The sequence below is a fragment of the Aquimixticola soesokkakensis genome, from assembly GCF_900172375.1.
GTDB classification, from domain to species: domain Bacteria; phylum Pseudomonadota; class Alphaproteobacteria; order Rhodobacterales; family Rhodobacteraceae; genus Aquimixticola; species Aquimixticola soesokkakensis.
Genome location: NZ_FWFS01000002.1, coordinates 104,531 through 117,452, shown reverse-complemented (window position 1 = coordinate 117,452; position 12,922 = coordinate 104,531). Strand labels below are relative to the sequence as shown.

13 protein-coding genes are annotated in these 12,922 nt (G+C 62.8%); 4 read left to right on the top strand and 9 right to left on the bottom strand.

The window, feature by feature from the left end; all coding sequences use genetic code 11:
• Positions 1–20 precede the first annotated feature (20 nt).
• From mnhG to mbhE, 7 genes are read right to left on the bottom strand one after another with little or no spacing between them, the layout of a single operon-like run.
• Positions 21–419, bottom strand: coding sequence for a monovalent cation/H(+) antiporter subunit G (gene mnhG / locus AQS8620_RS03535; protein ID WP_085835472.1), 399 nt, complete (start codon positions 417–419; stop codon positions 21–23).
• A complete protein-coding gene (locus tag AQS8620_RS03530; protein ID WP_085835471.1) occupies positions 416–733 on the bottom strand; it encodes an MrpF/PhaF family protein in 318 nt (105 codons plus the stop codon). Before AQS8620_RS03530 ends, mnhG begins: the two co-directional genes overlap by 4 nt.
• Complete coding sequence (locus AQS8620_RS03525) at positions 730–1,206, bottom strand: Na+/H+ antiporter subunit E (protein ID WP_085835470.1); 477 nt, start codon at positions 1,204–1,206, stop codon at positions 730–732. Before AQS8620_RS03525 ends, AQS8620_RS03530 begins: the two co-directional genes overlap by 4 nt.
• Positions 1,203–2,705 (bottom strand): Na+/H+ antiporter subunit D, encoded by a 1,503-nt coding sequence (locus tag AQS8620_RS03520; protein ID WP_085835469.1) that lies wholly within the window; start codon positions 2,703–2,705, stop codon positions 1,203–1,205. The genes AQS8620_RS03525 and AQS8620_RS03520 overlap by 4 nt, the downstream gene beginning before the upstream one ends.
• Positions 2,702–3,076 carry a Na+/H+ antiporter subunit C gene (locus AQS8620_RS03515; RefSeq protein WP_085835468.1) on the bottom strand — a complete coding sequence of 125 codons (375 nt, stop codon included), beginning with the start codon at positions 3,074–3,076 and terminating at the stop codon, positions 2,702–2,704. The genes AQS8620_RS03520 and AQS8620_RS03515 overlap by 4 nt, the downstream gene beginning before the upstream one ends.
• Positions 3,076–3,477, bottom strand: a complete 402-nt coding sequence (locus AQS8620_RS03510) for a Na+/H+ antiporter subunit B (protein ID WP_085835467.1) — start codon at positions 3,475–3,477, stop codon at positions 3,076–3,078. Before AQS8620_RS03510 ends, AQS8620_RS03515 begins: the two co-directional genes overlap by 1 nt.
• On the bottom strand, positions 3,474–5,723 hold the full coding sequence (gene mbhE / locus AQS8620_RS03505; RefSeq protein WP_085835630.1) for a hydrogen gas-evolving membrane-bound hydrogenase subunit E: 2,250 nt from the start codon (positions 5,721–5,723) through the stop codon (positions 3,474–3,476). The genes AQS8620_RS03510 and mbhE overlap by 4 nt, the downstream gene beginning before the upstream one ends.
• Positions 5,724–5,998: 275 nt before the next feature.
• Between mbhE and AQS8620_RS03500 the strand changes: the two genes are divergently transcribed.
• A complete protein-coding gene (locus AQS8620_RS03500) occupies positions 5,999–8,332 on the top strand; it encodes a Tex family protein (protein ID WP_085835466.1) in 2,334 nt (777 codons plus the stop codon).
• Positions 8,333–8,379: 47 nt separating this feature from the next.
• Here AQS8620_RS03500 and AQS8620_RS03495 read toward each other — a convergent pair whose 3' ends face one another.
• Together AQS8620_RS03495 and AQS8620_RS03490 are read right to left on the bottom strand one after the other, a co-directional pair.
• Positions 8,380–9,498: a Gfo/Idh/MocA family protein gene (locus AQS8620_RS03495; protein WP_085835465.1), complete on the bottom strand. Its 1,119-nt coding sequence runs from the start codon at positions 9,496–9,498 to the stop codon at positions 8,380–8,382.
• A gap of 12 nt (positions 9,499–9,510) precedes the next feature.
• Positions 9,511–10,221 (bottom strand): GntR family transcriptional regulator, encoded by a 711-nt coding sequence (locus AQS8620_RS03490; RefSeq protein WP_085835464.1) that lies wholly within the window; start codon positions 10,219–10,221, stop codon positions 9,511–9,513.
• Between the two features lie 124 nt (positions 10,222–10,345).
• On the opposite strand from AQS8620_RS03490, the gene AQS8620_RS03485 reads away from it, so the two are divergent.
• Genes AQS8620_RS03485 through AQS8620_RS03475 form a run of 3 tightly spaced genes read left to right on the top strand, consistent with a single transcriptional unit; the run spans position 10,346 to position 12,899 of the window.
• Positions 10,346–11,500 (top strand): LLM class flavin-dependent oxidoreductase, encoded by a 1,155-nt coding sequence (locus AQS8620_RS03485; RefSeq protein ID WP_085835463.1) that lies wholly within the window; start codon positions 10,346–10,348, stop codon positions 11,498–11,500.
• Entirely contained in the window at positions 11,500–12,390 is an 891-nt protein-coding gene (locus AQS8620_RS03480) for an aldo/keto reductase (RefSeq protein WP_085835462.1), read from the top strand. Before AQS8620_RS03485 ends, AQS8620_RS03480 begins: the two co-directional genes overlap by 1 nt.
• Entirely contained in the window at positions 12,390–12,899 is a 510-nt protein-coding gene (locus AQS8620_RS03475) for a flavin reductase family protein (RefSeq protein WP_085835461.1), read from the top strand. The genes AQS8620_RS03480 and AQS8620_RS03475 overlap by 1 nt, the downstream gene beginning before the upstream one ends.
• Positions 12,900–12,922: the final 23 nt, after the last annotated feature.

Here is a 12,922-nt window from a genome sequence, read left to right as displayed (position 1 = left end):
TGGCTATCCATGCCGTAACATCACCCGCGCGGGGGGGTGGCCTCTTTGGGCAGGGCGCGCGCATCGCCCTCATGGGGTAGGGGCTGGGGGGTGTCTGTTGCGCTGGCCTGCGGCAGTTGGTGGTCCTTTTCCAGATGGGCCAGACCGTCGATGCCAAGGGCCGCGCGCCCGATCATATGGGCCGCAACGGGGGCGGTGACCAACAGAAAGAACACCGCGATCACGCAGCGCGCGAAAACGTCAAGATCGCCAAAGGCAAAGGCGCAGGCCAGCAACATGCAAAGCGAGGCCAAGGTCCCGACCTTGGTCGAGGCATGCATCCGCGTCAGCGCATCGGGCAGGCGCAGCAGGCCGATGGCCGCCGAGACCGAAAAGAACCCGCCCAGCAGGATCAGGCATCCGGCAATATACTGGCTCATGAGTGTTCCTCTTGCGGGTTTGCATCCTGCGATATCTGGATCTGGCGCCGTTCGGCAAAGCGCGCCAGCGCGACGACGGACAAAAACCCGACGAGCGCCAGCACGATCACCACGTCGATAAAGGCGCTATCGCCCGTCAGCACGGCATAGACGGCGGCAAAAGCGACAATGGCGACCGTCATCATGTCCAATGCAATGACGCGATCCGCGAAACTCGGCCCCTTGGCGAGGCGGAAAAAGGCGATGGCGACCGCAAGGGTGATCATCCCGATCCCCGCAACGGCGCATTCGAACAGGAAAACTTCGGGTGTCATTCTTCAAAGACCTCCTTGACCATGCGTTCCATGCCGGATTTCAAATCCGCCACAAGGGCTTGCGGGTCGTGGGCAAACATCGAATGGACGACCAGAGCCCGCCGGTCCGGTGTCACATCCAGCGTCAGCGACCCCGGCGTGAGCGAAATAAGGTTCGCAACCAGCAGGATTTCGATGTCGCTGGTCACATCCAGCGGCATTTCCACGATCCCCGGCTTGTGGCGCGGCTTGATGCGCAGCACATCCACCGCCACTTTGACCGACGACAGCGCCAGTTCGACAAAGAAATAGACCATCAGGCGGATCATGCGCAGCACGCGGGTGGCGTAGCTGATGCCCTCGCTGGAGCGGTTGGCAAGCCAGATTCCCGCAAAGCTGACGACAAAACCGGTGAGCAGCGTGAGAGGCGCGAAGCTGCCCGACAGCCCCGCCCACATGATCGTGAGCAACAGGTTCAACAAAAACAGTTTCATGACGGCCCCCCCGGCATCACCGCATCGATATAGGCCTGCGGGTCCAGCAATTGCGCGCTGGCGCGGCTTGCCAGATCCAGAAAGGGGGCCGGAAACAGGCCGATGACCACCGTCAGCGCCGCGAGACCGGCAATCGGGGCAAGCGCCAGAAGCCGCTCGCGCAGCGCAATGTCGCGCAGGCGCGGTTCCTGCCCGTCCGGATGGTCTTTCCAGAAGGCCTCCGCCCAGATTTTCGTCATGGAGAAAATCGTCAACGCCCCGACGACCAGCGCCGCCGCTCCCGCGACAAAGGCCCCCGCCTCGAAGCTGGCTTTGACCACGACATATTTGGCCCAGAACCCCGACAGCGGCGGAAAGCCCGCCAGTGAAAAGGCCGGGATCAAAAAGAGAAAGGCGAGCAGAGGTGCGGTTTTATACAGCCCGCCGATGCGCGACAGATCCGTGCCTTTGGCCAGTTTATGGGCAACGCCCGACACCAGAAACAGGTTCGCTTTGACGATGATGTGGTGCACGAGGTAAAACACCGCTCCCGTCAGTGCCAGCGGCGTGAACAGCGCAAGGCCAAGCACCATGTAGCCAATCTGGCTGACGATGTGGAATGACAGGATCTTGCGAAAATCGTTTTGCGAGGCTGCGCCCAGAACGCCGGTGATCATGGTCAGCACGGCCGCCCAGAGCAAAATCTGGTGGGTCAGCGCCACATCGGAGACGAAAATCAGCGTGAAGGCGCGGATCAGCGCGTAGACGCCGACCTTGGTCAACAGCCCGGCAAAGACGGCAGACACCGAGAAGGCGGGCGTGTGGTAGCTTGCGGGCAGCCAGAAAAACAGCGGGAACAGTGCCGCTTTGACCCCGAACGCCACCATGAACATCATGGCGATGACCGTCACCAGCCCCTGATTGTCGGAGGCGCGCACGCTTTGCGCCAGATCGGCCATGTTGAGCGATCCCGTCAGCCCGTAGAGCAGGCCGGTGGCCATCAAGAACAGCATGGTCGACACGAGGTTCAGAGCGACATATTTCACGCCGCCGTCGATTTCGGCCTTGGTCCCGCCCAGAACCAGCAGGCCGAAGGAGGCGATCAGCATCACCTCGAACCAGACGTAGAGGTTGAACAAATCGCCGGTCAGAAACGCGCCGGTGACGCCCGTCAGCAGGACATGGAACAGCGCGTGATAGCCCAGTTCCTCGCGCCGCGCGTCGATTTCACTGAGCGCATAGACCGCCACGGCAAGCCCTGTGATGGCCGTGATCACCACCATCACCGCCGACAGAAGATCGGCCACCAGCGTGATGCCAAAGGGGGCGTCCCAGCCGCCCATCTGCCCCACGGTATAGCCGTTTTGCCAGGTGCTGGCCATCAGCACACCGGCGGCGACCAGCTGCGCGGCGGCACCGGTGACAGAGACCAGCCCGCCGAGATGCGAGCGGCGCCACAGAAAGGACAACACCGCCGTGGCAAAGGGGATGATCAGCGGTAGGGAAACGATCCAGCTCATTCTTGGGGGTCCGCCGATTTGGCGACAGGCTCTGCGGCGCGCATGTCGTTCATTTCCAGATGGCCAAAGCTGTGGTGTGCGCGCAGGGCGAGCACGAGGGCAAAGGCAAAGAGACCAAAACCGATCACCAGCGCGGTGAGGATCAGCGCCTGGGGCAGGGCATTGGCCATTGCGGTTTCGGGCAGTTTGCCCCCCGCACCCAGCAGCGGCGGCTGGCCGGGCGTGAGCCGACCGGAGGCAAAGATCACCAGATTTACCGCGTTGGACATCAGCATCAGCCCGAAGAGAAAGCGCATCATGTCCCCCCACAGCATGAGGTACACGGCCGCGGCCACCATCAGACCGGCCAGCAGGGCAAGCACAACTTCCATCAGACGGCCTCCTCCAGCGCAAAGACCAGCGTCAGGATCGCGCCGAAAACCGCGAAATAGACGCCGATGTCGAAAATGATCACCGTCGAGAGTTTGATCGACCCCGCGATCAGCCATGTTCCGGTGAAAAACGCTTTGCCAAACAGCGCTGCCGACAGGCCCGCCAGCAATGCAATGCCAACCCCCGAGGAGGCAATCACCCGCGGGTCGATGCGCAGGGTGCGCCGCGCGGCTTGGGATCCGTTCGCGATGGCATAGACGATAAATCCCGCCGCGCCGATCAGCCCGCCGATGAAACCACCCCCCGGAAGATTATGCCCGCGCAGCAGCATGAAGACGGAAAACATCAGCAAAAGCGTGACGAAGAACCGCGAGGCGACGGAAAGAAGAAGCGAATTCATTCGGGGCTCCCTTTGGTGCGGCGCAGCCCTTTGAGCAGCGCATAGGCCGAGGCGGCGGCAACCATGACGACGGTGATTTCGCCCATCGTATCGAGCGCGCGAAAGTCCACGAGGATCACGTTGACAATGTTCAGCCCGTGGCCGTCGGGATAGGCATGGGCGGCGAACCAGTCGGTGAGATGGGCATCGAAGGGCGTGGCGGTGACGGCCAGGGTCACAAGGCTGACCACCGCCCCCATCCCCAGCGCAATGGGCAGCGCCACGACGCGCGGCAGCGCAGGGGTCATGTCGCGCACCTGCGGCAGACGCAGCGCGGCAACCGCAAAGAGCACCACGACCAATGTTTCGACCAAAAGCTGCGTGATGGCCACATCAGGCGCGGAAAACAGGATGAAAATCAGCGAAATCCCGATCCCCACCGTGCCCAGTCCGGCAATCGCCGTGATGCGCTCGCGGGTGCGCAACACAAGCCCCGTGCCCGCAACGATCAGGATCGAAATCAGCATCAGGACCGGATTGAGGTCGGGCAGGCGTATCAGCGGCCCGAAGTCGAGCATCAGCACCAGAGGCAGGCCGATGGCCACGACCATCACGCTGAAGGTTGCGGCGAAATAGAGACTGATCTTGCCCGGCTGGATCACGCCCGTCTGCCACGCGGCAAAGGCTTTGAGGCCGCGCAGAAAGCTGTCCCATCCGGCATCAAAGACCGGCAGGCGGCGCGACAGGGCCGCAATCAGCCCCGAGAGCGGCTTGGCGGCGAGGATGATCAGCGCGCCCAGCGTGAAGGTCGCAAGGCTCAGGTAGAACGGCATCCCCAGACCCGCCCAGATGTGCAACCCGGCCGCTTTGGCCTCGCCGCCATAAATCGCGACGACGGCCGGATCGACGAGCTGTTGCAGCGCATGGGGATAGATGCCGAGGCCAAGCCCCGTCAGCCCCATCACAACCGGCGCGATCCACATCGTCCAGCGGCCTTCGTGCGGGGCGTGGGGCGCGCGGGTTTTGCCGACCCAGAAGGGGCGGATGGCGAAAAGATAGGCAACGGCGACCATCAGGGCGTTGGCGGCGAGGGCGGCGCCGATCACCAGCAGCGGCATGGGGGTTTTCAACCCGCCCGCATAGATCACTTCCTTGCCGATCCAGCCGATCATCGGCGGCAATCCGGCCATGGATAGCGCCGCCAGCGTTGCGCCAAGCGCCGTGAAGGGCATCTTGCGGCCCAGCCCCGACAAGAGGGTCACATCGCGGGTGCCCGTGCCGTGATCCACGAGGCCTGCGACAAGAAACAGGGCTGCCTTATAGAGAGAATGCACCACCAGAAAGGCGATCGCGCCGGTCAGCGCATAGGGCACCGGTGCCGCCAGCAACAGCGTGATCGTGCCAAGCGCCATCAGGGTCGTATATGCGAGCGCGGTTTTCAGATCGGTCTGGCGCAGCGCCAGCACAGAGGCGAAAACGGCCGTAAATCCACCGGCCAGGGTGAGGGTCCAGATCCACAGCCCGCTCCCCCCGAGGTCGCCGTGCAGGCGCGCCATCAGGTACACCCCCGCTTTGACCATCGTGGCCGAATGCAGATAGGCCGAGACCGGCGTGGGCGCGGCCATCGCGTTGGGCAGCCAGAAATGAAAGGGAAACTGCGCGCTTTTCGTGAATGCGCCCAGCAGCACGAGGATCGTGATCGGCGTGTAAAAGAGACTGTTTTTCAGCGCCCCATCGGGGATTTGCGAGATGGCGTAGGTGCCTGCGACCTCGCCAATCAAAATGAAGGCCGCCAGCAAACACAGCCCCCCCGCGCCGGTCACAAGCATGCCCTGAAGGGCCGAGCGGCGGGAATTTGCACTGTCGTGGTCAAAGCCGATCAACAGGTAGGACGTCACGGTCGTGAGTTCCCAGAACACAAAGAGCGCCATGAGGTTATCGGCGGTCACGACGCCAAGCATCGCCAGCATGAAGGCCGTGAGGTAGAGGGCAAAGCGGTTGAATTGGGGATGCCCTGCCATGTAGTCGCGCGCATACAGATGGATGAGCGCGCCGATGCCGGTAATCAGCAGCGCCATGATCAGCGATAGCCCGTCGAGCGTGAAGGTAAGCGACACCCCAAGGCTCGGGGCCCAGTCAAAGCCCGCGCGGATCACCTCGCCACTGGCGATACGCGGCGCAAACTGCGCGAACCAGACGAACAACAGGATCGCAAGAGCGACCGGAATCAGACCAGAGGGCGCGGGTTTGGCGTCGGGTGTGGCCATAGGATTGAGCGGACTTTCATGTGGCGTTCGTCCATAGATGGGGTCGCTTTGCCAAAGGTAAATCCCGCAAGGCGCAAGAAAGTGACCGGTCGGGGAAATTTTATTGAAAATATGGGTTTGCACAGGATGCGCCACTTTGTCGCCCCCGCTTGTGGCGGGCGCTGTGGCGCTGTGGCGCGGGGTTTCGCGCAGGGCGCGCATTGCTGTGCGCGGCCCCTTGGCGCGGGGCGCGCCACGGCGTAGAACGGACCCTCGCAGAGCAAAAAGGACGCCCCATGAACACCGAACGGGACACCGCAGGTCGTATTTTCCAAACCATCGCCTCCGAAATCACGGCGCGCCCGCAACAGGTTGAAGCGGCAGTGAAATTGCTGGACGAGGGGTCTACCGTGCCCTTCGTGGCGCGCTATCGCAAAGAGGCGACGGGGGGCTTGGACGACACGCAGTTGCGGCTCCTGGCCGAGCGTCTGACCTATCTGCGCGAGATGGAGCAGCGGCGCGCGGCGATTTTCAAATCGGTAAGCGAGCAGGACAAGATGACCGATGCGCTGGCCGCGGCCATTGCCCAGGCGGCGACGAAATCCGAACTGGAAGACATCTATCTGCCCTATAAACCCAAGCGCCGCACCAAAGCGATGATTGCGCGCGAGAACGGGTTGGAGCGGCTGGCCGCAGCCATTCTGGCCGACCGGTCCGCCGACCCTGACGCGCTGGCGCAGGGCTATTTGAACGAGACGGTGAGCGACGTGAAAGCCGCGCTTGATGGCGCGCGCGATATCATCGTCGAGGGTCTGGTCGAGGATGCCGGGCTGATCGGCGATCTGCGCGCCTTCATGCAGCGTGAAGCCTATCTGAGCGCCAAGGTGATCAAGGGGCAGGAGGCGGCAGGGGCCAAGTTCAGCGATTATTTCGACCACCGCGAGATGTGGAAAGATGTCCCGTCGCACCGCGCGCTGGCGATGTTGCGCGCGGCCAACGAGAATGTCGTGGTGCTTGATATTGCGCCCGATCCCGAAACCGGCGCCGCGCGCGCGGTGGACATGATCGGCGCGCGGCTGGATATCCGCGGCAATGGCGCGGGCGATGCATGGCTGCGCAAACTGGCGGGCTGGACCTGGCGCATCAAGCTGTCTCTGTCGATGATGCTGGATTTGATGGGCGATTTGCGCGCCCGCGCCCAGGAAGAAGCGATCAATGTTTTTGCGCGCAATCTCAAGGACTTGCTTTTGGCCGCCCCGGCGGGCGCGAAGGCCACGCTTGGCCTTGATCCCGGCATCCGGACGGGCGTGAAAGCGGCGGTGATCGATGCAACCGGCAAGGTCGTGGCGACGGACACGCTCTATCCCTTCCAGCCCAAGATGGACCTGCGCGGCGCGCAATCGGCGATCTTGGCGCTGGTGGCCAAACATAACGTCAGCCTGATTGCCATTGGCAACGGCACCGCCAGCCGCGAGACGGAAAAGCTGGTGGCCGACACGCTCAAACTGTTGCCCAAAGGGGTGACGCCGCCGACCAAGGTCATCGTCTCCGAAGCGGGGGCGTCGGTCTATTCCGCCTCCGAGCTGGCGGCAAAGGAATTCCCCGATCTGGATGTGTCGCTGCGCGGGGCCGTGTCGATTGCACGCCGCTTGCAAGACCCGCTGGCCGAACTGGTGAAAATCGAACCCAAATCCATCGGCGTGGGGCAATACCAGCACGATGTGGACCAGCACAAACTGGGCAAATCACTGGAAGCGGTGGTCGAGGATGCGGTGAACGCGGTGGGGGTCGACCTGAACACGGCCTCTGCGCCGCTGCTGGCGCATGTGTCGGGTTTGGGGCCGGTTCTTGCCGAAAGCATCGTGGCGCATCGCGATGCAAACGGGGCGTTTACCACCCGCAAGGAGTTGCTGAAGGTTGCGCGGCTGGGCCCCAAAGCCTTTGAGCAATGCGCGGGATTCTTGCGGATTTCGGGCGGAAAAGAGCCGCTTGATGCGTCCTGTGTCCACCCCGAAGCCTACGGCGTGGCGCGCGAGATCGTCAAAGCCTGCGGGCGCGACTTGCGCAGCCTGATGGGGGATACGGCGGCGCTGCGCGGGGTGAAGGCCGAACAGTTCGTCAGCGAGATATTCGGCCTGCCGACCGTGCGCGACATTCTGGCCGAATTGGAAAAGCCCGCCCGCGACCCGCGTCCGACGTTCAAAACCGCCACCTTCGCCGAAGGGGTGGATGACATCAAAGACCTCACCAGCGGCATGGTTCTGGAGGGCACCGTCACCAACGTGGCCGCTTTCGGGGCGTTTGTGGATATCGGCGTGCATCAGGACGGTTTGGTCCATGTCAGTCAACTGGCCGACAAATTCGTCAAAGACCCCCATGAGGTGGTCAAAGCCGGCGATGTGGTGCGCGTAACCGTGACCGAAGTGGACGTGCCGCGCAAACGCATCGGGTTGACCATGCGCAAGGATGGCGGCGCATCGGCCAGAGACCAGCGCAACGAGCGCGCAGATCGCCCGGGCGCAAAGCAGGGCACGAAACCGGCACCGCGCGCCATGTCGGCGGGTCCGAAAAAACAGGCTGAAACGGGCGGTTTCGGCGCGGCGCTTTTGGATGCGATGCGCAAGAAATAGCGCCCGATCCGGTGACACGAGGGGGGCGCATGGCCTCCCTTGGGTCGCTACATCAGTTCGGCGAGTTCAACCACGCGATGCTCGGTGATCGCGCGTTGCGCGGCCATGCCCGTCAGCACCGCCCAGCGTCCATCCGCCAACGACACCTCCGGCGCGGCGCGCTGTCCGCGCACCAGTTCCAGAAACCCTTGATGCTGGTAAAAGGTAGAGCCGTTGTGATCGCCCGCCTCCAGCAGGCGCGGATCGACGGGGATGTCGCGCACCTGCGGCCCCTTGGGATCACGCGGCGACACGATGACCTGCGCGACGGGCGGCGCGCCCAGATGCGCGGGCCAAAAACGCCCCGGCCCCGGAACCAGTGCCTCGATCTTGCCCTGCGGGCCGGTGGCGCTGATTTCCTCTTGATAGCGGGCACCCTCGGCGAACATGCACAGTTCCAGCATGGCGCGCATCCCGTTGGCAAATTCGACGATGACATAGCCGTGGTCAAGAATATCAGGAGCCTCGCCGTTATAGCGTTCGTCCAGATGGTTGGTGGCGATCCCGCCCGAGGCCATGACGCGGATCGGATCGGACCCTGTCACCAGACGCATCAGGTCAAAGAAATGACAGCATTTTTCCACAAAGGTTCCGCCCGAATACCGGTTGAACCGGTTCCAGTCCCCGACTTTTTCGAGAAAGGGAAAGCGGTGTTCGCGGATGGTGAACATCGTGATGCCGCCCGTGGCCGCTTGCGCGTCGCGCAGCAGGGTCGCGACGGGGGGCATGTAGCGGTATTCCATCGCCACCCAGACGGGGGCGGGGTAGGTTGCTTCGAAGGCCGCGAGCCGCGCAACGTGATCGGGGTCGGTGAAGAGCGGCTTTTCCACCAGCACGGGCAGGGCGCGGGCCGCGCCAAGGGTGTTGGCGATCTCCTCAAGCTGTTCGATGTGGCGAAAGTTGGGGCTGGCGATCATCAAACAATCCAGCGTCTCGATCGCCAGAAGCTCGGCGATACTGTCCACGAATTGCGCATCCGGCGCAAACTGGCGCGCCCGGGCGCGCATTTCAGCGTCGGGTTCGAAAATCGCGCCCACGGTCGTGTTGTCGAGCAGGACAATGTTGCGTAGGTGTTCCTGACCCATCATGCCGCAGCCGATGATGCCATAGGTGGTGGGTTTGGACATGTAGGTTCCTCCCTAAATCAGGCGCTGGACGTAAAGCGCCTTGTCCGTGTCGTACCAGGTGCGGGAAAATTCGACCGGCTCGGGGGCTTGCCCCCAGGAGAGCCGCTCGATGAAAGCGGTGGTCTGGCCAATGACCAGGGGAAAGGCTTGTGGGGACCAGTCGGGAACGCGCCCGAGCCCGACGCGATCCTCGGCGCGGGTGATCCACAATCCGAGCTGTTGTTTGTAGGTGCGATAGAGCGAGTCCTGCATCGAATCGCGTTTGAGGGTCCCGGCACCTGCATCGAGCCAGATTTCCTCGACCGCGATCACCGTGCCGCTGAGATAGCGCAGGCGACGGATGCGGGTGGCCTGCGTCGTCGTGCCGAAGGGGGGCAGGCCGGCGGGCTTTTCGCAGCTCTCGACCGAGAGGATATCCGCGGTTGGCAGGCCGCCGCCCGAGACCAGTTCAAGGCGAAACATCGAATAGACGCTTTCGACCTGACCGCCCGCGCGCACATAGTTTCCAGAACCCTGAATCCGCTCCAAAAGCCCCTTTTTCTCTAATTCGTTCAAGGCTTTGCGCAGGGTGCGCACGGTGGTGCCATGAGCTTTGGCAAAGTCGCGTTCGGGGGGCAGTTTCTGGCCGTCTACCAGTCGCCCGGCCGCGATATCGCGGATCAGCAATTCGCTGATCTGCAGATAGATCGGGAGGGCATCGGGGCGGTTGGCGCTTTGGGTCATCACGGGTCTCTCGCTGGCAGAAAGCTGCGTCAGCCTGTCGCAGAAATAATTGATGCACCATTGATTTGCATCAAGGCGCCCGTTAAGCAAGAGGAAATTGACCTTGGTTCTTGGGAGGGAAGCCATGACAGTTGTCCCCGTGACATCCGCCGATCTGGACGCCGTCGAAGTCGCCTGGTTTTCGGCACTCTGTTCGGATGACTACCAGTTTCTGGGCGTGCCGGATGGGGATCTGCGCTCAAGCTGGGCGCATTGCAGCGACATCGTGAAAACGGCCGAAGCCCAAGGATTTGGCAATATCCTGTGCCCCTCCAGCTATCAGGTGGGGCAGGACACGCTGTCTTTTGTGGCGGGTTGTGCGCCGATCACTGACAAGATCAACCTGCTTGCCGCCGTGCGCTGCGGGGAAATGCAGCCCATCATGCTGGCGCGCACCATCGCAACGCTCGATCACATGTTGCAAGGTCGTCTGACGGTGAACATCATTTCCTCGGATTTTCCCGGCCAAAAGGAAGACAGCCCCTATCGCTACCAGCGGTCGCGCGAGGTGGTTGAAATCCTCAAGCAGGCGTGGACCCGGGACGAGATCAATCACCACGGCGCGGTCTATGATTTTGCGGGTCTCACCACCGATCCGGCCAAACCCTATCAGACGGGCGGGCCGCTGCTGTACTTTGGGGGCTATTCGCCCGACGCGCTCGATCTGTGCGGCGAGCATTGCGATGTTTATTTGATGTGGCCGGAAAAGATCGAAGAGCTCGAAGGGCGGATGAAGGCTGCTCATGCCGCCGCGACACGTCACAAACGCACCCTCGATTACGGGCTGCGCGTCCATATGATCGTGCGCGATACCGAGGCAGAGGCAAAAGACTACGCACGCTATATTGCGTCCAAACTTGATGACGATTACGGGCGCGCCATTCGCGAACGCGCGCTGGATTCAGGGTCCCTCGGGGTCAGCCATCAGGCCAGGAACCGCGAATTGGCGGATCTGGACGGCTATATCGAACCCCATCTGTGGACGGGAATCGGGCGCGCCCGTTCGGGCTGTGGCGCGGCGTTGGTGGGGTCGAGCGATCAGGTGCTGAGCAAGCTGGAGACCTATAAAAACATGGGGATCCGCGCCTTCATACTGTCGGGCTATCCGCATATCGACGAGGCCGGGCATTTTGGCAAACGCGTCTTGCCCCATCTCAAAACCACGCAACTAAATCACGCCTACGGGCGGGTGCCGGCGCGGATGCCCGCAACCCCCTTGGGCGCAGGAGAACGCCGCTGATGGAGCGTATCAACCTCACCCCCGACCTCGATTTCTCCCGTCTTGTCTATGGCATGTGGCGGATTGGCGATGATGCCGACACCTCCGTTGCGCATGTGCGCGCCAAGATCGACGCCTGCCTTGCGCAGGGGATCACGACGATGGATCAGGCCGATATTTATGGCGGCTACACGGCCGAAGCGATCTTCGGGCAGGCGTTGAAAGCGGACCCCAAGCTGCGCCAAAGGCTCGAAATTGTTACCAAATGCGGCATCGTCGTCGATGCGGGGCGGCATGCGGGCGCGCGGGTCAAACACTACGACACCAGCCGCGCCCATATCGAGGCCTCGGTGGCGGCCTCGTTGTCGGATCTGGGAACGGATTATATCGACCTGTTACTGATCCACCGGCCTGATCCGCTGATGGACCACGCCGAAACCGGCGCCGCTCTCGACGCTTTGGTAACAAGCGGCAAGGTGCGCGCCGTGGGCGTGTCGAACTTTCGCCCCTATGATGTCGCGCTGCTGCAATCGGCGATGACATCCAGGCTGGTGACCAACCAGATCGAGCTGTCATTGGCGGCCATCGACCCGTTCACCAACGGCGATCTGGCGTGTCACCAGCGCCTTGGCAATCCGGTGATGGCGTGGTCGCCGCTGGGCGGCGGAAGTTTGATGACGCAGGACACGGCGATCACGGCGATCCTTGATGAACTGGCTGGCGCGCAGGGCGTGGACCGCGCGGCGGTGGCTGTGGCGTGGTTGCTGCGCCATCCCGCCAAGATCCTGCCGGTGCTGGGCACCAATTCCCTGTCGCGCATTCCGACAATTTCCGACGCGCTGAAGGTCACCCTCGATCGTCAGGACTGGTTTCGCCTTTATGAGGCTGCTCTGGGCCGCGAGGTCGCCTGATGGGCCTCGCGCATATCGACGAAACGGTATTTGTGCCCGATGCCACCAACACGCGGCTGCTGCGCGACGCTTTCGGACAATTTGCAACCGGCGTCACGGTCGTGACCGCGCGCGGGCCGGCGGGCGTGGTCGCAATGACGGCCAATAGTTTCGCCTCGGTTTCGCTCGATCCGGCGCTGGTGCTGTGGTCGCCTGCGCGGGCTTCGCGCCGCTTTGAAGCCTTCGTGCAAGCCGCGCATTTCGCCATCCACATCATGGGCGCGGATCAGGCCGATCTGGCCTTTGCGATTGCCAGACACGGGCCTGCGGTGGCCGATGCGCCGATGGGCGAAAACGCCGAGGGCGTGCCGATCCTGCACCATTGCCTCGCGCGCTTCGATTGCGCGCGCCATGCGGTCCACGCAGGGGGGGACCATGCGATTGTGGTGGGCGCGGTGGTGCGTGCCAGCTTGCGATCCGGTGCACCGCTGGCGTTTTTTAACGGTAAGGTTGGACGTATCGAACACTGAAGGGACGCGGATCATGCGGGCGA

Coding starts and splice junctions, on each gene's coding strand:
- mnhG (WP_085835472.1), bottom strand. CDS start 419: ATGAGCCAGTATATTGCCGGATGCCTGATCCTGCTGGGCGGGTTCTTT.
- AQS8620_RS03530 (WP_085835471.1), bottom strand. CDS start 733: ATGACACCCGAAGTTTTCCTGTTCGAATGCGCCGTTGCGGGGATCGGG.
- AQS8620_RS03525 (WP_085835470.1), bottom strand. CDS start 1,206: ATGAAACTGTTTTTGTTGAACCTGTTGCTCACGATCATGTGGGCGGGG.
- AQS8620_RS03520 (WP_085835469.1), bottom strand. CDS start 2,705: ATGAGCTGGATCGTTTCCCTACCGCTGATCATCCCCTTTGCCACGGCG.
- AQS8620_RS03515 (WP_085835468.1), bottom strand. CDS start 3,076: ATGGAAGTTGTGCTTGCCCTGCTGGCCGGTCTGATGGTGGCCGCGGCC.
- AQS8620_RS03510 (WP_085835467.1), bottom strand. CDS start 3,477: ATGAATTCGCTTCTTCTTTCCGTCGCCTCGCGGTTCTTCGTCACGCTT.
- mbhE (WP_085835630.1), bottom strand. CDS start 5,723: ATGGCCACACCCGACGCCAAACCCGCGCCCTCTGGTCTGATTCCGGTC.
- AQS8620_RS03500 (WP_085835466.1), top strand. CDS start 5,999: ATGAACACCGAACGGGACACCGCAGGTCGTATTTTCCAAACCATCGCC.
- AQS8620_RS03495 (WP_085835465.1), bottom strand. CDS start 9,498: ATGTCCAAACCCACCACCTATGGCATCATCGGCTGCGGCATGATGGGT.
- AQS8620_RS03490 (WP_085835464.1), bottom strand. CDS start 10,221: ATGACCCAAAGCGCCAACCGCCCCGATGCCCTCCCGATCTATCTGCAG.
- AQS8620_RS03485 (WP_085835463.1), top strand. CDS start 10,346: ATGACAGTTGTCCCCGTGACATCCGCCGATCTGGACGCCGTCGAAGTC.
- AQS8620_RS03480 (WP_085835462.1), top strand. CDS start 11,500: ATGGAGCGTATCAACCTCACCCCCGACCTCGATTTCTCCCGTCTTGTC.
- AQS8620_RS03475 (WP_085835461.1), top strand. CDS start 12,390: ATGGGCCTCGCGCATATCGACGAAACGGTATTTGTGCCCGATGCCACC.